The 17,661-nt window shown below is 72.0% G+C and carries 13 protein-coding genes and 2 pseudogenes; 7 read left to right on the top strand and 8 right to left on the bottom strand.

The features are described from left to right. The 4 genes and pseudogenes from AE652_RS15225 to hrcA all read right to left on the bottom strand — a co-directional run. Positions 1-856: pseudogene (locus AE652_RS15225) on the bottom strand (PD40 domain-containing protein); the annotation flags it as partial. A gap of 152 nt (positions 857-1,008) precedes the next feature. Next, positions 1,009-1,758 carry a 16S rRNA (uracil(1498)-N(3))-methyltransferase gene (locus tag AE652_RS15230; RefSeq protein ID WP_049651910.1) on the bottom strand — a complete coding sequence of 250 codons (750 nt, stop codon included), beginning with the start codon at positions 1,756-1,758 and terminating at the stop codon, positions 1,009-1,011. An 87-nt stretch (positions 1,759-1,845) separates the two neighbouring features. Continuing rightward, positions 1,846-2,982: a molecular chaperone DnaJ gene (gene dnaJ, locus AE652_RS15235; RefSeq protein WP_049651911.1), complete on the bottom strand. Its 1,137-nt coding sequence runs from the start codon at positions 2,980-2,982 to the stop codon at positions 1,846-1,848. Positions 2,983-3,057: 75 nt separating this feature from the next. Beyond that, positions 3,058-4,092: a heat-inducible transcriptional repressor HrcA gene (gene hrcA / locus AE652_RS15240; protein ID WP_049651912.1), complete on the bottom strand. Its 1,035-nt coding sequence runs from the start codon at positions 4,090-4,092 to the stop codon at positions 3,058-3,060. Between the two features lie 287 nt (positions 4,093-4,379). Here hrcA and htpX point away from each other — a divergent pair, with 287 nt between their 5' ends. From htpX to AE652_RS15255, 3 genes are read left to right on the top strand one after another with little or no spacing between them, the layout of a single operon-like run. After that, entirely contained in the window at positions 4,380-5,300 is a 921-nt protein-coding gene (htpX, locus tag AE652_RS15245) for a zinc metalloprotease HtpX (RefSeq protein WP_049651913.1), read from the top strand. A gap of 29 nt (positions 5,301-5,329) precedes the next feature. Beyond that, complete coding sequence (locus tag AE652_RS15250; RefSeq protein WP_049651914.1) at positions 5,330-5,914, top strand: hypothetical protein; 585 nt, start codon at positions 5,330-5,332, stop codon at positions 5,912-5,914. Between the two features lie 31 nt (positions 5,915-5,945). After that, entirely contained in the window at positions 5,946-6,773 is an 828-nt protein-coding gene (locus AE652_RS15255; RefSeq protein ID WP_049651915.1) for a DUF3097 domain-containing protein, read from the top strand. Here AE652_RS15255 and AE652_RS15260 read toward each other — a convergent pair. The 3 genes from AE652_RS15260 to AE652_RS15270 are packed head-to-tail and all read right to left on the bottom strand — an operon-like array spanning position 6,701 to position 10,536. Next, positions 6,701-7,303, bottom strand: a complete 603-nt coding sequence (locus AE652_RS15260) for a Uma2 family endonuclease (RefSeq protein ID WP_159028457.1) — start codon at positions 7,301-7,303, stop codon at positions 6,701-6,703. The genes AE652_RS15255 and AE652_RS15260 overlap by 73 nt on opposite strands. A gap of 21 nt (positions 7,304-7,324) precedes the next feature. Then, positions 7,325-8,554: a radical SAM family heme chaperone HemW gene (gene hemW / locus AE652_RS15265; protein ID WP_049651917.1), complete on the bottom strand. Its 1,230-nt coding sequence runs from the start codon at positions 8,552-8,554 to the stop codon at positions 7,325-7,327. Between the two features lie 59 nt (positions 8,555-8,613). After that, positions 8,614-10,536 (bottom strand): long-chain fatty acid--CoA ligase, encoded by a 1,923-nt coding sequence (locus AE652_RS15270; protein WP_049651918.1) that lies wholly within the window; start codon positions 10,534-10,536, stop codon positions 8,614-8,616. Positions 10,537-10,846: 310 nt separating this feature from the next. Between AE652_RS15270 and AE652_RS15275 the strand changes: the two genes are divergently transcribed. Together AE652_RS15275 and AE652_RS15280 are read left to right on the top strand one after the other, a co-directional pair. After that, a complete protein-coding gene (locus AE652_RS15275; protein WP_049651919.1) occupies positions 10,847-12,580 on the top strand; it encodes an ABC transporter ATP-binding protein in 1,734 nt (577 codons plus the stop codon). Between the two features lie 185 nt (positions 12,581-12,765). Then, positions 12,766-14,664 (top strand): ABC transporter ATP-binding protein, encoded by a 1,899-nt coding sequence (locus AE652_RS15280; protein WP_049651921.1) that lies wholly within the window; start codon positions 12,766-12,768, stop codon positions 14,662-14,664. A gap of 85 nt (positions 14,665-14,749) precedes the next feature. Here AE652_RS15280 and lepA read toward each other — a convergent pair whose 3' ends face one another. Beyond that, entirely contained in the window at positions 14,750-16,618 is a 1,869-nt protein-coding gene (lepA, locus tag AE652_RS15285) for a translation elongation factor 4 (protein ID WP_063780165.1), read from the bottom strand. Between the two features lie 330 nt (positions 16,619-16,948). On the opposite strand from lepA, the gene rpsT reads away from it, so the two are divergent. Next, the gene (gene rpsT, locus AE652_RS15290) at positions 16,949-17,218 is read left to right on the top strand and encodes a 30S ribosomal protein S20 (RefSeq protein WP_030309778.1); all 270 of its coding nucleotides are present in this window, start codon (positions 16,949-16,951) and stop codon (positions 17,216-17,218) included. Positions 17,219-17,481: 263 nt separating this feature from the next. Next, a pseudogene (locus AE652_RS48170) lies at positions 17,482-17,661 on the top strand (hypothetical protein); the annotation flags it as partial.

Here is a 17,661-nt window from a genome sequence, read left to right on the forward strand (position 1 = left end):
GCCCGGCCCGCGGGCCGGCCAGCCGGACGTCCAGCCGGCGCGGCTCGGCGCCCGCCAGGTCGTCCAGCAGCCAGAGGTCGCCGGCCCGGTGGAAGACCACCCGGGTGCCGTCGGTGCCGGCGCCCCGGGCGTAGAAGCCGTCCGGGTCGGCGGTGTGGCGGCGCAGGTCGGTGCCGTCCGGGCGGCTGGACCACAGCTCGCCGACACCCTCGTGGTCGGACAGGAAGGCGATCCGGTCCCCGACCCACAGCGGGGAGTCCAACTGCCCGTCCAGCTCCGCGTGGACCCGGGCGAACTCCTCCCGGCCGAGCCACAGCTTTCCGGCCCGCCCGCCCCGGTACCGCTTCCACCAGGCCGGATCGCGGCCGTTGACGCTGCTCAGCAGCACCCGGTCGCCGCCCGGCTCGAAGGCGAGCCCGCCGACCGGCCCGTACGGCAGCCGCTGCGGCTCGCCGCCGTCCAGCGGCACGGCGTGCGCCCAGGTGCGGCGCAAGCTGGCCTCGCCGGCCCCGGTGGCGGCGATCGGACGGCCGTCGGCGGTCCAGCCCAGCACCCGGGTCTGGTGGCTGCCCCAGTGGGTGAGCCGGCGCGAGGGGCCGCCGTCCACCGGCACCACGTGCACCTCGGGGGCGCCGTCCCGGGTGGAGGTGAAGGCGAGGTGCCGCCCGTCCGGGGAGAACCTCGGGTGGTGGACCGGCAGGTGGTCCGCCGTCAGCCGCCAGGCCCGGCCGCCGTCCAGCGGGGCGAGCCAGAGGTCGTCCTCGGCGACGAAGGCGAGCAGGTCGCCGTGCAGGTGGGGATGGCGAAGGTAGGCGCCCGCCGAGGAGTTCGGGGAGGTGCTCTGGGAGTCCGTCACCCGGCCAGCCTAGGCAGGTACACGGACCGTCCGCGCCGTTTTTCCCAGACTCCCGGCGCCGTCCGCGGGCGGCCGTGCCGCGGTCGCCGCCGGGGTGTACGGGGGCGCGCCGAGGGGCGCGCCGACGGCCTGCCGGGGGTGCGCCCGGGGTGCTACGACCAGCGGCCGGTGCGCCCGAGCAGCAGCGCGCCGGCGGCCACCCCGGCGGTGGAGGTGCGCAGCACCGAGGGGCCCAGCCGGTACGGCCCGGCACCCGCCCCGGCGAAGGCCGCCAGCTCCTCCGGGGAGACCCCGCCCTCCGGGCCGACCACCAGGACGATGTCCCCGCCCTCCGGCAGCACGGCGTGCGCCAGCGGTTCGGCGCCCTCCTCGTGCAGCACGGCGGCGAACGCGGCCCCCGCCAGGACGGGCGCCAGCTGCCTGGTGGTCATCGGCTCGCGGACCTCGGGGAAGCGCAGCCGGCGGGACTGCTTGCCCGCCTCCCGGGCGGGGGCCCGCCACTTGGCGAGCGCCTTGGCGCCGCGCTCGCCCTTCCACTGGGTGATGCAGCGCGAGGCGGCCCACGGGATCACCACGTCCACGCCGACCTCGGTCATGGTCTCCACGGCCAGCTCGCCGCGGTCGCCCTTGGGCAGCGCCTGGACGACGACGATCCGCGGCGCGGGCTCCGGCTCGCGGCGCACGGCGGCGACCCGCACGTCGATCGCGTCCTTGCCGAGCACCTCGGCGACCGTGCCGTCCACGCCGAGCCCCAGCCCGTCGGCCAGGGTCACCGCCTCGCCCGGCTCCAGCCGCTTCACCGCGGCCGCGTGCCGCCCCTCCGGGCCGTCCAGGCGCACCACGGCCCCGGGCGCGGCGGCGGCGATCCGCTCGGTCTCGACGACGAAGACGGGCGCGGTCATGACGGGGAACCTCTTTCGTGCGGAAGTGGGACGGACACGCGAAAGGGGTGCCGGGGTCGTTGGCCCCCGGCACCCCTCCGCGGACGGCTACCGGCCGTTGAAGGCGTCCTTCAGCCGGGAGAAGAGGCCCTGCTGGCCCGGCGCGAACTGGCCGGACGGCCGCTCCTCGCCGCGCAGCACCGCGAGGCGGCGCAGCAGCTCCTCCTGCTCGGGGTCGAGCTTGCTGGGCGTCTTCACCTCGACGTGCACTATCAGGTCGCCCCGGCCGCCGCCGCGCAGGTGGGTGATGCCCCGGCCGTGCAGCGGGATCGACTGGCCGGACTGGGTGCCGGGCCGGATGTCGACCTCCTCCAGGCCGTCCAGGGTCTGCAGCGGCACCTGGGTGCCGAGCGCGGCCGCCGTCATCGGGATGGTGACGGTGCAGTGCAGGTCGTCCCCGCGCCGCTGGAAGATCGTGTGGGTGGTCTCGGCGATCTCGACGTACAGGTCGCCGGCCGGGCCGCCGCCGGGGCCGACCTCGCCCTCGCCGGCCAGCTGGATCCGGGTGCCGTTGTCGACACCGGCCGGGATCTTGACGGTCAGCGTGCGGCGGGCGCGCACCCGGCCGTCGCCGGCGCACTCCGGGCACGGGGTCGGCACGACGGTGCCGAAGCCCTGGCACTGCGGGCAGGGGCGGGAGGTCATGACCTGGCCCAGGAAGGACCGGGTGACCTGGGAGACCTCGCCCTTGCCGCGGCACATGTCACAGGTCTGCGCCGAGGTGCCGGGGGCCGCGCCCTCGCCGCTGCACGTGGTGCAGGTGACGGCGGTGTCGACCTGGAGCTCCTTGGTGGTGCCGAAAGCGGCCTCCTCCAGGGTGATCTCCAGCCGGATCATGGCGTCCTGGCCCCGGCGGGTGCGCGAGCGCGGGCCGCGCTGGCCGGCCGCGGCGCCGAAGAAGGCGTCCATGATGTCGGAGAAGCCGAAGCCCGCCGCGCCGGCGCCGAAGCCGCCCGCGCCGCCGCCCGGGGACAGCGGGTCCCCGCCGAGGTCGTAGACCTGGCGCTTCTGCGGATCGGAGAGCACCTCGTAAGCGGCGTTGATCTCCTTGAACCGCTCCTGCGTCTTCGGGTCCGGGTTGACGTCCGGGTGCAGTTCGCGCGCCAGGCGCCGGAACGCCTTCTTGATCTCGTCCTGCCCCGCATCCCGTCGGACGCCGAGTACCGCGTAGTAGTCCGTGGCCACCAAATGCTCCGCTTGTTCCGCCTGTAGTAGTGCTGCGACTGGTCACCGCCGTCGGATTTCCGACGGCGGCCTTTGCTAGGACTCGGCCAGGATCTGGCCCACGTACCGCGCCACCGCTCGCACCGCCCCCATTGTGCCCGGGTAGTCCATCCGGGTCGGACCGATCACACCCAGTTTCGCCACGCTCTCGTCGCCCGAACCGTAGCCGACCGAGACGATGGACGTGGAAGTCAGCCCCTCGTAGGTGTTCTCCCGCCCGATCCGGACCGTCATCGCGGCGTCCGCGGTCTCACCCAGGAGGCGGAGCAGGACGACCTGCTCCTCCAGGGCCTCCAGCACCGGCTGGATGCTGAGCGGGAAGTCGTGCCCGAAGCGGGTCAGGTTGGCCGTGCCGGCCAGCATGATCCGCTCCTCGTTCTGCTCGGCGAGCGTCTCGAACAGGGTCGCCAGGACCGTGCTGACGGTCGGCCGCTCGGCCGGTTCGAACTGCGCCGGCAGCTCCTCCAGCAGCCCCGGGACCTCCGGGAGGCGCCGGCCGGCGGCCCTCGCGTTGATCCGGGCCCGCAGGTCCGCCAGCACCGTCTCGCCGACCGGGCCCGGGCAGTCGACCATCCGCTGCTCGACCCGGCCGGTGTTGGTGATCAGCACCAGCATCACCTTGGCCGGGGCCAGCGCCACCAGCTCGATGTGCCGGACGGTGGAGCGCGTCAGCGAGGGGTACTGCACCACCGCGACCTGCCGGGTCAGCTGGGCGAGCAGCCGCACGGTGCGCGCGACCACGTCGTCCAGGTCGACCGCGCCGTCCAGGAAGTGCCGGATGGCCCGGCGCTCGGGGGCGCTCATCGGCTTGATCTCGGCGAGCTTGTCGACGAAGAGGCGGTACCCCTTGTCGGTCGGGATGCGGCCGGCGCTGGTGTGCGGCTGGTGGATGTAGCCCTCCTCCTCCAGCGCCGCCATGTCGTTGCGGACGGTCGCCGGCGAGACCCCGAGGTTGTGCCGTTCCACCAGGGCCTTGGAGCCGACCGGCTCCTCGGTGCCCACGTAGTCCTGCACGATCGCGCGGAGCACGGCGAGCTTGCGTTCGTCCAGCTGGCGGACCTCACCGGCCATGGGGCACGCACCTCCGTCTTCGCACGTTGTCCGACTGTGTCCCTTGCTGCTGCGGGCCGCTCCGAAGACCCTTGCCCTGGCACTCTGAACACGCGAGTGCCAAAACCGTACCTGCCAGTGTAAGGCCCGGGTCCTACGGCAGGAACGGCCGGACCGGGGTGATCCTCCCCGCAGTTCCGCTCACGGCCCGCGGGGCCCCGGCGGTTCGATCCTCCCGGCGCCGGGGTGGTGCCGGGAGGCCGTCCGGGTGGCAGCATCGAAAGCGACGGCGAATGGAGGAGCAAGCGATGTCGAGCTCGGGCCAGCACACCCGTTTCGCGCCGGACCGCGGCCTGACCGGCCGCATGGTCGCGACGATGTTCGTGATCGGGCTGCTGTACGTCGGTTTCACCGGCCTGCTGATCGCGCTGCTGCGCGGCGCCTGGCCACTGATCGTCCTGATCTCCGGCGGGCTGTTCGTGGCCCAGTTCTGGTTCAGCGACAAGATCACCGAACGGGCGATGGGCGCCCGCCAGGTGTCCCCGGAGCAGTTCCCCCAGCTGCACGGCACCATCGACCGGCTCTGCGCCCTGGCCGACATGCCCAAACCCCGCGTGGCGGTCGCCGACAACGACATGCCGAACGCCTTCGCCACCGGCCGCAACCCGCAGAACGCGGTGGTCTGCGTGACCACCGGGCTGCTGCGCCGGCTGGAGCCCGAGGAACTGGAGGGCGTCCTCGCCCACGAGCTGTCGCACGTCGCCCACCGGGACGTCGCGGTGATGACGATCGCCGGCTTCCTCGGCGTCCTCGCCGGGGCGATGACCCGGATCGCGATGTACGGCGGGTTCATGGGCGGCGGGCGCAACAACAACGACCAGAACGCGGCCGTCCTGGCGCTGATCATCCCGCTGGTGTCGGTCGTCGTCTACGCGATCAGCTTCCTGCTCACCCGGCTGCTGTCCCGCTACCGCGAACTCGCCGCCGACCGGGCCGCCGCCCAGCTCACCGGACACCCCAGCGCCCTCGCCTCGGCGCTCACCAAGGTGACCGGGCAGATCGCGGCCATCCCCAGCAAGGACCTGCGCCAGGCCCAGCCGTACAACGCCTTCTACTTCGCCCCCGCGCTGAGCGCCCGGGAGGCCGCCTCACAGCTGTTCTCCACCCACCCGAGCCTGGAGAAGCGGCTGGAGCAGCTGGCGAAGATCTCCGAGCAGCTCGGCCGCTGAGCCTCAGTTTTCGACCCGAGAGGACCGCCGTGGGAATCCTGGACGCCCTGTTCGGCCGCACCAAGCCCGTCAAGCCCGACCTCGACCAGCTGTTCGGCGTGCCGTCCGCCGCGCTCACCCTGGAGGCCGGGGCCGGCTTCACCCCCACCGGGCTCGGCTCGGTCTGCTTCGCGGCCGTCGAGGGCGCGGCCTTCGTCCAGGTCCAGCAGCAGGTCCGGGCGCTGCTGGACGCCGACACCGAGCGCGGCGGCGTCCCCGTGGAGGCCTCCAAGGACGGCTACGGCTACTCCTGGCTGCTCGCCCGGCACCGCCCCGAGGAACTGCCCGAACTGGTCAACGACCTGCACGCGGTCAACAGCGAACTGGAGGCGAACGGCTTCGGGCCGCAGCTGCTCTGCTCGCTGGTCGGCTTCCGCGACCCGGACGGGCGGTCGCTGGCCCTCGTCTACCTCTACAAGCGGGGGACGTTCTACCCCTTCGCCCCGATGCCCGGCGGCGGGGAGCGGCGCGACAGTCCGCTGGAACTGCAGGTCAACGCGATGCTGGGGAACGACCTGCGGCTGGAGAAGGACCTGAGCCGCTGGTTCCCGGTCTGGGGCGCGCCGGGCCTCTGACGCGCCGTCCGCCCTCCCTATGATCACCCGTATGCGCAGCCGCCAGTACGGACCCGACCTGACCCCGCCGTGGAAGAAGCAGCAGCCCGCCCCGGAGGTGCCCGCCGAGCGGGACCTGGTGGTCGAGGAGGCGGCGACCGGCTACTGCGGGGCCGTGGTGCGCTGCGAGAAGACCGCCGAGGGCTTCACCGTCACCCTGGAGGACCGGTTCGGCAAGCACCGGGTGTTCCCCCTGGTGCCGCGCGGCTTCCTGCTGGAGGGAAGGGTCGTCACCCTGGTCCGCCCGGCCGGCCCGGCCCCCGCCCGCACCCCGGGCCGCACCGCCTCCGGCTCCGTCGCCGTCCCCGGCGCCCGCGCCCGGGTCGCCCGCGAGTCCCGCATCTACGTCGAGGGCCGGCACGACGCGGAGCTGGTCGAACGGGTCTGGGGCGACGACCTGCGGATCGAGGGCGTGGTCGTCGAGTACCTGCGCGGCATCGACGACCTGCCCGCGATCGTCGCCGACTTCGCCCCCGGCCCCGGCCGCCGCCTCGGCGTCCTGGTCGACCACCTGCTCCCGGGCACGAAGGAGCACCGCATCGCCGCCCGGGTCACCGGCGACTCGGTACTGGTCGTCGGCCACCCCTACATCGACATCTGGCAGGCCGTGAAGCCCTCCTCCGTCGGCATCCCCGCCTGGCCCGCCGTCCCTCGGGGCGAGGACTGGAAGGAGGGCACCTGCCGCCGCCTCGGCTGGCCGGTGGACACCCCCGCGGCCTGGAAGCACATCCTCTCGAAGGTCGACTCCTACAAGGACCTGGAGCCCGAACTCCTGGGCCGGGTCGAGGAACTGATCGACTTCACGGCCCTGCCGGAGTGACGGCGGGGAAAGTCGGCAGTCACCAGACTCACACCCATCGGATCCACAGGAACGGCCTCGCCGAAGAGGCTGGTCCGCTCGGAGAGGTAGTCGGGCACTCCGGTGAGGGTCGCCCGACTCGGCTCGGTCATCAGCACGCAGACGGCTCGGACCGGATCGACGACCAGGTAGGCCGGAATCCCAGCGCCGGCGTACAGCCCCCGCTTCGTGTGGTGGTCCCTGAACAAGCTGATCCCTGAGACCACTTCGACCACGATCGTCGGCGAACCGGCTTCGGAGAGCGCCCTCTCGAACACCACGAGGTCCGGCTGGAGCCTGCTGTCGTCTCCCCAGCAGGAGACGTCTCGCCTGGTCCAGCAGTCCCATGCCTCGCGTGGGATCTGGTCGATGAGGGACGCGACGATGAGGTTGGTCGTCAGGTCGGAGCTCAGAGTCAGCACGACCTCCCCGAGGATGATCTCGGCACGCACGCCCTCAGGGAGTTCGAGATCCTCCAGGACCCTCCGCATTCGCGCACTACGCGTAGTCATGCGCACACGGTAAGCCCTCGGTCAGTCCACCAGGTCACGTACGACGGCGTCGGCCAGGAGGCGGCCCTGGAGGGTGAGGGTGGCGCGGCCCCGGGCGTAGGGGCCGGGGGCGAGGAGGCCGTCGGCGAGGTGGCGGTCGGCGGCCTCGCGGCCGGTGTCGGTGAGGAGGTCGAGGGGGATGCCGTCGACCAGGCGGAGCTCCAGCAGGATGCGTTCGACGCGGCGGTCCTCGTCGGCCAGCACCTCGCGGGCCAGGGCCGGGGTGCGGTGCTCGGCGAGGGCTTGGGCGTAGGCGGCGGGGTGCTTGGCGTTCCACCAGCGGACGCCGCCGACGTGGCTGTGGGCGCCGGGGCCGGCGCCCCACCAGTCGCCGCCGGTCCAGTAGAGCTCGTTGTGGCGGCAGCGGCCCTCGGGGGTGGTGGCCCAGTTGGAGACCTCGTACCAGGAGTAGCCGGCGGCGGCGAGCGCCTCCTCGGCGATCAGGTAGCGGTCGGCGTGCACGTCGTCGTCGATCATCGGCAGTTCGCCGCGCTTGACGCGGGCGGCGAGCCGGGTGCCCTCCTCGACGATCAGCGAGTACGCGGAGACGTGGTCGGGCCCGGCGCCGATGGCGGCGTCCAGGGAGGCCCGCCAGTCGTCGTCGGACTCGCCCGGGGTGCCGTAGATGAGGTCGAGGTTGACGTGTTCGAAGCCGGCCGCTCGGGCCTCGGCCACGCAGGCCTCGGGGCGGCCCGGGGTGTGGTGGCGGTCGAGCAGCTTCAGGACGTGCGGGCGGGCGCTCTGCATGCCGAAGGAGAGCCGGTTGTAGCCGCCCTCGCGCAGTTCGGCCAGGTACGCCGGGTCGACGGACTCCGGGTTGGCCTCGGTGGTGACCTCGGCGCCGTCGGCGAGCCCGAACTCCTCGCGGATCGCGGCGAGCATCTTGACCAGGTCGCGGGCGGGCAGCAGGGTCGGGGTGCCGCCGCCCAGGAAGACGGTGTGCACCGGCAGGTCGGCGGAGCCCAGCACCTTCCGGGCGTGGCGGATCTCGGCGACCACGTTGTCCGCGTAGGTCTCCTGCGAGGCGACGGCCCCGGAGGAGCGCAGCTCGGTGGCGGTGTAGGTGTTGAAGTCGCAGTAGCCGCAGCGGCTGGCGCAGTACGGCACGTGCAGGTAGAAGCCGAACGGCCGGTCGCCCAGCCCGTCGAGGGCGTGTGCGGGCAGGGAACCGTCGGACGGCACCGGATCGCCGTCGGGGAGTGCGGAGGGCATGAGCCCATTGTCCCGTACGGCCCGACCGAACCCGGCGGGCCGTACGGGGGCGGGGCCGGTCAGGCCTCGTTGGCGCCCGCGTACATGGCGGTGACCGCGTCGGCGTAGGTCCGCTCGACCACCGGGCGCTTGATCTTCAGGCTCGGGGTGAGCTCGCCGTGCTCGATGTCGAGGTCGCGCGGCAGCAGGTGGAACTTCTTGATCGTCTGCCAGCGCTGGAGGTCGCCGTTGACCCGCTTGACGAAGCCCTCGATCAGCTCGTGGACGGCCGGCTCGACGGCCAGCTCGGCGTAGGACTTCCCGGCCAGGCCGTGCTCGGCGGCCCACGGCAGCAGGACGGCCTCGTCCAGGCCGATCAGCGCGGTGCAGTAGTTGCGGCCGTTGCCGATCACCAGGATGTTGCTGACGAACGGGCAGACCGCCTTGAACTTGCCCTCGACCTCGCTGGGCGCCACGTACTTGCCGCCGGAGGTCTTGAACAGGTCCTTCTTGCGGTCGGTGATCCGCAGGAAGCCGTCCGGGCTGAGCTCGCCGATGTCCTCGGTGTGGAACCAGCCGTCCGGCTCCAGCACCTCGGCGGTCTTCTCCGGCAGGTTGTGGTAGCCGCGCATGACGCCGGGGCCGCGCAGCAGGATCTCGCCGTCCTCGGCGATCCGCACCTCGGTGCCGGGCAGCGGGCGGCCCACGGTGCCGATCCGCACGTCCTCGGCCCGGTTGACGCAGGAGCCGGCGCTGGTCTCGCTCAGGCCGTAGCCCTCCAGGATCGGCACCCCGGCGCCGATGAAGAAGTAGCCGATCTCCGGGGCGAGCGCGGCGCTGCCGGAGACCGCGCCGCGCAGCCGGCCGCCGAAGGCCGCCCGGATCTTCGCGTACACCAGCTTGTCGGCCAGCGCGTGCTGCACCCGCAGGCCGAGCGGGGCGCTCTCGGTGCCGGTGGCGATGCGGCTCTGCTGGACCGCCCGGGCGTGCTCGCGGGCGACCTTGGCCGCCCACAGGAAGATCTTGTACTTGGCGCCGCCCTCGGCCCGGGCCCGGCCCGCGATGCCGTTGTAGACCTTCTCGAAGATGCGCGGCGCGGAGGCCATGATGGTCGGCCGGATCGCCGGCAGGTTGTGGATGATCCGGTCCACCCGGCCGTCCACCGCCATCACGTGCCCGGTGGCGATCTGCCCGGAGATCAGCGTCTTGCCGAACACGTGGGACAGCGGCAGCCACATGAACTGCACGTCGTCGGGGCCCAGCAGGCCGCTGGCCTCCTGCGCCCGGCCCTCGTACGCCCAGCAGTCGTGCACCAGGCGCACGCCCTTGGGGCGGCCGGTGGTGCCGGAGGTGTAGATGAGGGTGGCCAGCTGCTCCTTGCCGAGCCCGTCGACGGCCTTCTCCACCGCGTCCGGGTGCTCCGCCAGGTACCGGGTGCCGCGCTCCTCCAGCTCGGCGAGGGTGAGCAGGTCCAGGCCGCCGGTCTCGGGGGCCTCGGCGGGCGCGTCGAAGAGGATCACGGTGCGCAGTTCGGGCAGCTGGTCGAGCTGCCCGACGGCCTTCGCCAGTTGGGCCTCGTTCTCGGCGAACAGCGCCCGGGAGCCGGAGTCGGAGAGGATGAACGCGGTCTCGTCCGCGTTGGTGCTGGGGTAGACGGTGGTGATCGCGGCGCCCGCGCACATGGCGCCGAGGTCGGCGACGATCCACTCCAGGCGGGTCGAGGAGGCCAGGGCCACCCGGTCCTCGGGCCGGATGCCGAGCGCCATCAGGCCGGCGGCCACCGCCTTGACCCGGACCGCGGTCTGCGCCCAGGTGAGCGAGCGCCACTGCTCGGCGCCGGGCGCGCCGTCGGCGGCCTGCTCGTCCACCGGCGAGGGGTAGCGGTAGGCCTCGGCGTTCGGGGTCAGGGCGACCCGCTCCAGGAACAGGTGGGCGACGGAGGCGGGGCGCCCGGCGACGAGGTCGGGCCTGCCGGAGTCGATCAGGGACTGCGCGGAACTCAACGAGGACCTCCGGTGGCGGGTGGCCGTCTGAGGGATTGTCGCGGCGTCCGTGGGGGCGGTCGCCGGGCCCCCGGTTCACCTGAGCGGTACCGGTCAGTAACAAAGGGGCAATCAGCAGCCTAGGGGGAACCCGGTCATTCCGTAAGGGGGCGGCGCCCGACGGCACGGCCCCGCGCGACCGGTGCCGCACCCCGCCGTTCGGCAAAGGCCCGGCAAACCTCCGGCTCCCGGACGCCGAATGACCTGTACGACGCTACAGAACACCGAGAATTGGGGTGCGAACCCGACCGGCGACGACAAGAGTGTGCTAGTGCTGATCAGACTGCTGAGGGCGTACCTGCGCCCGTACTCCCGACCGATCACCCTGCTGGTGCTGCTCCAGCTGGTGTCCACCCTCGCGGCGCTCTACCTGCCGACGCTCAACGCCGACATCATCGACGACGGCGTGGTCAAGGGCGACACCGGCTACATCCTGCGCGTCGGCGGGGTGATGATCGCGGTCACCGTCCTCCAGGCCCTCTGCTCCATCGGCGCGGTCTACTACGGCGCCCGCACCGCGATGGCCTTCGGCCGGGACGTCCGCGCCGCCGTCTTCGACCGGGTGCAGAGCTTCTCCGCCCGCGAGGTCGGCCAGTTCGGCGCCCCCTCGCTGATCACCCGCACCACCAACGACGTCCAGCAGGTCCAGATGCTCGCCCTGATGAGCTTCACGCTCATGGTCGCCGCGCCGATCATGTGCGTCGGCGGCATCATCATGGCGCTCAACCAGGACGTCCCGCTGTCCGGCCTGCTGCTCGCCGTCATCCCCGTGCTCGGCGTCGTCGTGGTCCTGCTGGTCCGCGCGCTGCGCCCCAGGTTCCGCAGCATGCAGGTACGGATCGACACCGTGAACCGGGTCCTGCGCGAGCAGATCACCGGCATCCGGGTCATCCGCGCCTTCGTCAAGGACGACCAGGAGCAGGCCCGCTTCGCCGACGCCAACGAGGACCTCACCCAGGTCTCCCGCCAGGTCGGCCGGCTGATGTCCATCATGTTCCCCGCCGTCATGCTGGTGGTGAACGTCTCCAGCGTCGCCGTGCTCTGGTTCGGCGCCCACCGCATCGACAGCGGCGCCATGCAGATCGGCGCGCTCACCGCGTTCCTCTCCTACCTGATGCAGATCCTGATGAGCGTCATGATGGCCACCTTCATGTTCATGATGGTGCCGCGCGCCGAGGTCTGCGCCGAGCGCATCCAGGAGGTCCTCGGCACCGACAGCAGCGTCGTCCCGCCCGCCGCCCCCGTCACCGAGGTCCCGCACCGCGGCACCCTGGAACTGCGCGGCGTCGACTTCCGCTACCCCGGCGCCGAGGCCTCGGTGCTGCGCGGCATCGACCTCACCGCCGGCCCCGGCCAGACCACCGCCATCATCGGCTCCACCGGCAGCGGCAAGTCCACCCTGCTCGGCCTCGTCCCCCGGCTCTTCGACGTCACCTCCGGCCGGGTCCTGCTCGACGGCGTCGACGTCCGCGAACTCGCCCCCGCCGCGATCGCCGAGAGCGTCGGCATCGTCCCGCAGAAGCCCTACCTCTTCTCCGGCACCGTCGCCAGCAACCTCCGCTACGGCCGGCCCGACGCCACCGACGAGGAGCTCTGGCACGCCCTGGAGATCGCCCAGGCCAAGGAGTTCGTCGAGAAGCTGCCCGAAGGCCTGGACGCCCCCATCGCCCAGGGCGGCGGCAACGTCTCCGGCGGCCAGCGCCAACGCCTGGCCATCGCCCGGACCCTGGTCCGCCGGCCCTCCGTCTACCTCTTCGACGACTCCTTCTCCGCGCTCGACTACGCCACCGACGCCCGGCTCCGCAAGGCCCTCGCCCGCGAGACCTCCGACGCCACCGTCCTGATCGTCGCCCAGCGGGTGTCCACCATCCGCGACGCCGACCGGATCATCGTCCTCGACGAGGGCGCCGTCGTCGGCAGTGGGACCCACCACGAGCTGATGGCCGACAACCCGACGTACCGGGAGATCGTGCTCTCCCAGCTCACCGAGCAGGAGGCGGCGTGACCACGCCCGGCAACAAGCCCGACCTGACCAAGGGGCCCGCCCCGAGAGGCACCGCTCCCGGGGACGCCCCGGTGGACGGCGCCCCGGCGAACGGCGCCCCGAAGGACGCCGCCAAGGACGCCGAACTGCCCAGCGACTCCCAGGCCGCCGCCGCCCGCCGCGGCCCGGCCGGCCCCGGCCGCTTCATGGGCGGCCAGGGCACCGAGAAGTCCATGGACTTCAAGGGCTCCGGCAAGCGCGTCCTCGGCCTGCTGCGCCCCGAACGCAACACCCTGATCGGCGTCCTGGTCCTCGGCGTGCTCGGCATCGGCTGCGCCGTCATCGGCCCCAAGATCCTCGGCGACGCCACCGACCTGATCTTCGCCGGTGTCGTCGGCGCCCGCTTCCAGACCGGCATGTCCAAGGACCAGGTCATCGACGGGCTGCGCGCCCACGGCGAGGGCGGCGTCGCCGACCTGCTCTCCGCCGTCCACTTCACCCCCGGCCAGGGCATGGACTTCGGCGCCATCGGCACCGTCCTGCTCTGGGTGCTCGGCATCTACCTCGCCTCCGCCGTCTTCGGCATCTTCCAGGGCCGGCTCGCCACCCGGGCCATCCAGGCCGCGAGCTACCGGCTGCGCCAGGACGTCGAGGCCAAGCTCGCCCGGCTGCCGCTCAGCTACTTCGACAAGCAGCCGCGCGGCGAGGTGCTCAGCCGGGTCACCAACGACATCGACAACATCGGCCAGTCCATGCAGCAGACCATGGGACAGGTCGTCAACTCGCTGCTCACCGTGGTCGGCGTGCTCGCGATGATGTTCTGGATCTCCCCGCTGCTCGCCGTGATCGCCCTGGTCTCGGTGCCCGTCTCGGTCGTCGTCGCCACCAGGGTCGGCAAGCGGGCCCAGCCGCAGTTCGTCCAGCAGTGGAAGTCCACCGGCCAACTGAACGCCCACATCGAGGAGATGTACACCGGCCACACCCTGGTCAAGGTGTTCGGGCGCCAGCACGAGTCCGCGGAGACCTTCCGCGAGCACAACGAGGCGCTCTACCACGCCAGCTTCAAGGCCCAGTTCATCTCCGGCATCATCCAGCCCGCGATGATGCTGATCGGCAACCTCCAGTACGTGCTGGTCGCCGTCGTCGGCGGTCTGCGGGTCGCCGGCGGCGCGCTGTCCATCGGTGACGTCCAGGCGTTCATCCAGTACTCGCGGCAGTTCAGCCAGCCGCTCACCCAGGTCGCCAGCATGGCCAACCTGGTGCAGTCCGGCGTCGCCTCCGCCGAGCGCGTCTTCGAGCTGCTGGACGCCCCCGAGCAGAGCGCCGAACCGGCCATGCCGGAACGGCCCGACGTGGTGCGCGGCCGGGTCGCCTTCCAGGACGTGTCCTTCCGCTACGACCCCGAGAAGCCGCTCATCGACGACCTCTCGCTCAAGGTCGAGCCCGGCCAGACCGTCGCCATCGTCGGCCCCACCGGCGCCGGCAAGACCACCCTGGTCAACCTGCTGATGCGGTTCTACGAGGTCAGCTCCGGACGGATCACCCTCGACGGCGTGGACATCGCCGCGATGTCCCGCGAGGAACTGCGCTCCGGCATCGGCATGGTGCTCCAGGACACCTGGCTGTTCGGCGGCAGCATCGCCGACAACATCGCCTACGGCGCCGAGTCGGCCACCCGCGACCAGGTCGTCGAGGCCGCCAGGGCCGCCCACGTCGACCGCTTCGTGCGCACCCTGCCGGACGGCTACGACACCGTCATCGACGACGAGGGCACCAACGTCAGCGCCGGCGAGAAGCAGCTGATCACCATCGCCCGGGCGTTCCTCGCCCAGCCGTCCATCCTGGTCCTGGACGAGGCGACCAGCTCCGTCGACACCCGCACCGAGGTGCTGATCCAGCGGGCCATGGCCCGGCTGCGCACCGGCCGCACCAGCTTCGTGATCGCCCACCGGCTCTCCACCATCCGGGACGCCGACGTGATCCTGGTGATGGAGAACGGCTCGATCGTCGAGCAGGGCTCGCACGACCACCTGATCGCCGCCGACGGCGCCTACGCCCGGCTCTACCAGGCGCAGTTCGCCGAGGCCGTGGCCGAGGTGGACTGACGCTCCCCCGAAGACCGTCGGAGAACGCGGGAAGGGCCCGGGCTGATGCCCGGGCCCTTCCCGCGTGTCCGAACGCCTGCCGCCGTTACTTCTTCTCCTTCGGCGCCTCGGCGTCGGTGGACAGCGCGGCGATGAAGGCCTCCTGCGGGACCTCCACGCGGCCGACCATCTTCATCCGCTTCTTGCCTTCCTTCTGCTTCTCCAGCAGCTTCCGCTTACGGGAGATGTCACCGCCGTAGCACTTGGCGAGGACGTCCTTGCGGATCGCGCGGACCGTCTCACGGGCGATCACCCGGGAGCCGATGGCCGCCTGGATCGGCACCTCGAACTGCTGGCGGGGGATGAGCTTCTGGAGCTTGCCCGCCATCATCACGCCGTAGCCGTAGGCCTTGTCCTTGTGGACGATCGCGGAGAAGGCGTCCACCGCGTCGCCGTGCAGCAGGATGTCGACCTTCACCAGCTGGGCGGACTGCTCGCCGATGGGCTCGTAGTCCAGCGAGGCGTAGCCGCGGGTCTTGGACTTCAGCTGGTCGAAGAAGTCGAAGACGATCTCCGCGAGCGGCAGGGTGTAGCGCAGCTCGACCCGGTCCTCGGACAGGTAGTCCATGCCCTGGAGGTTGCCGCGGCGGGACTGGCAGAGCTCCATGATCGCGCCGACGAACTCGTTGGGCGCGAGGATGGTGCCGCGCACCACCGGCTCGAACACCTCGGCGATCTTGCCGGTCGGGAACTCGCTCGGGTTGGTGACGGTGTGCTCGGTGCCGTCCTCCATGACCACCCGGTAGACCACGTTCGGGGCGGTGGAGATCAGGTCGAGGTTGAACTCGCGCTCCAGGCGCTCCCGGATGATCTCCAGGTGCAGCAGGCCGAGGAAGCCGCAGCGGTAGCCGAAGCCGAGCGCGACCGAGGTCTCCGGCTCGTACACCAGCGCGGCGTCGTTGAGCCGCAGCTTGTCGAGGGCGTCGCGCAGCAGCGGGTAGTCCGAGCCGTCCAGCGGGTAGAGGCCGGAGAACACCATCGGGCGCGGGTCCTTGTAGCCGCCCAGCGCCTCGGTGGCGCCCTTGTGCATCGAGGTGATCGTGTCACCGACCTTGGACTGCCGGACGTCCTTCACACCGGTGATGATGTAGCCCACCTCGCCGACGCCGAGGCCGTCGGCGACCTTCGGCTCGGGCGAGATGACGCCGATCTCCAGCAGCTCGTGGGTCGCGCCGGTGGACATCATCGAGATCCGCTCGCGCTTGGTGAGCTGCCCGTCCACCACACGGACGTAGGTGACCACGCCGCGGTAGGAGTCGTACACCGAGTCGAAGATCATCGCGCGGGCCGGGGCGTCCTTGACGCCGACCGGGGCCGGGACGGTGTTGACGATGTGGTCCAGCAGGTCCTCGACGCCCAGGCCGGTCTTGGCGCTGACCTGGAGCACGTCGGAGGGGTCGCAGCCGATGATGTGGGCGATCTCGGCCGCGTACTTCTCCGGCTGGGCGGCCGGCAGGTCGATCTTGTTGAGGACCGGGACGATCGTGAGGTCGTTCTCCAGCGCCAGGTACAGGTTGGCGAGGGTCTGCGCCTCGATGCCCTGGGCCGCGTCGACCACCAGGATGGTGCCCTCGCACGCGGCGAGGGAGCGGGACACCTCGTACGTGAAGTCCACGTGGCCGGGGGTGTCGATCATGTTGAGGATGTGCGTCGTCCCGGCGTTCGGACCGGTCTTCGGCGCCCACGGAAGGCGGACCGCCTGCGACTTGATGGTGATGCCGCGCTCACGCTCGATGTCCATGCGGTCGAGGTACTGGGCACGCATCTGCCGGGGGTCGACGACGCCGGTGATCTGCAGCATCCGGTCTGCGAGCGTCGACTTGCCGTGGTCGATGTGGGCGATGATGCAGAAGTTGCGGATCAGCGCCGGGTCGGTACGGCTGGGCTCTGGCACATTGCTGGGGGTCGCGGGCACCTTGGTCCGATTCTCCGTTGGTCCGGGGCCGGGGGTGTCCGGGTCATCGCTGACCGGTTTCCCGGGGACCGGACGGGCTCGTCCGATCGAAATAGTCCCTGCCATCTTCCCACGACCGCGGGGCGGGCCGCCGTTCGGGCACCCGGGGCCGTCCGGGGCCGCCCTCGCGAGCGGTCGGGGGCGGCCCTCGCGGGCGCCCGGGTTTGGGGCGGGCAGCGGGCCCCTGGTAGCGTGGGCTGCTGCACCCGGCCTCGGCATGCCCTCTCAGCTGGTCCGACGGCCACCGGGTGCGAACCCGTTCAAATCCTTAGACAAGACTGAGGCTCCTTCGTGGCGAACATCAAGTCCCAGATCAAGCGCAACAAGACCAACGAGAAGGCGCGCCTGCGCAACAAGGCCGTCAAGTCCTCGCTGAAGACCGCTCTGCGCAAGGCCCGTGAGGCCGCTGCCGCCGGCGAGACCGAGAAGGCCACCGAGCTGGCCCGCGCCGCCTCCAAGGCGCTGGACAAGGCCGTGAGCAAGGGCGTCATCCACGCCAACCAGGCCGCCAACAAGAAGTCGGCCATCACCAAGCGCGTCAACACCGCCGTCCAGGCCTGACGCCCCGGGGTCTTCGACCCCCACCGCTTCGGAGCGACCCGGCCCTCTACCCGGACCCCCGAGGCGCGCAAGACTCGCACCGCACGCGGCCTGCGTTCGCCACGCGGGTGCGGTGCACAGAAGCAGTGCGACAGGCGTCGCAGCCGGCCTCTCCCCGAGGCCGCTGCGGCGCCTGTCGCGTTCCGCGGCCCGGCGGCTATCGTCGGTCGGGTCCGACCGGGGTGCGGGGAGCACCTCGGCGCCAGGTCCAGGGGGGAACTTCCATGACGACGCCACCGCCGCCGCAGCCACCGAACGGACCGGGGTACGGCTTCCCACAGCCGCCGAACGGACCGGGGTACGGCTTCCCGCAGCAGCAGCCGGGCGGGGGCGCGCAGCCCGTACCGGGCGCTCCCGGCCCCGCGGGCGCCGGCGGCTTCGGACCGCCGCCGGGGCTGCCCACC

Source organism: Kitasatospora sp. MY 5-36, from assembly GCF_001182915.1.
GTDB lineage: Bacteria > Actinomycetota > Actinomycetes > Streptomycetales > Streptomycetaceae > Kitasatospora.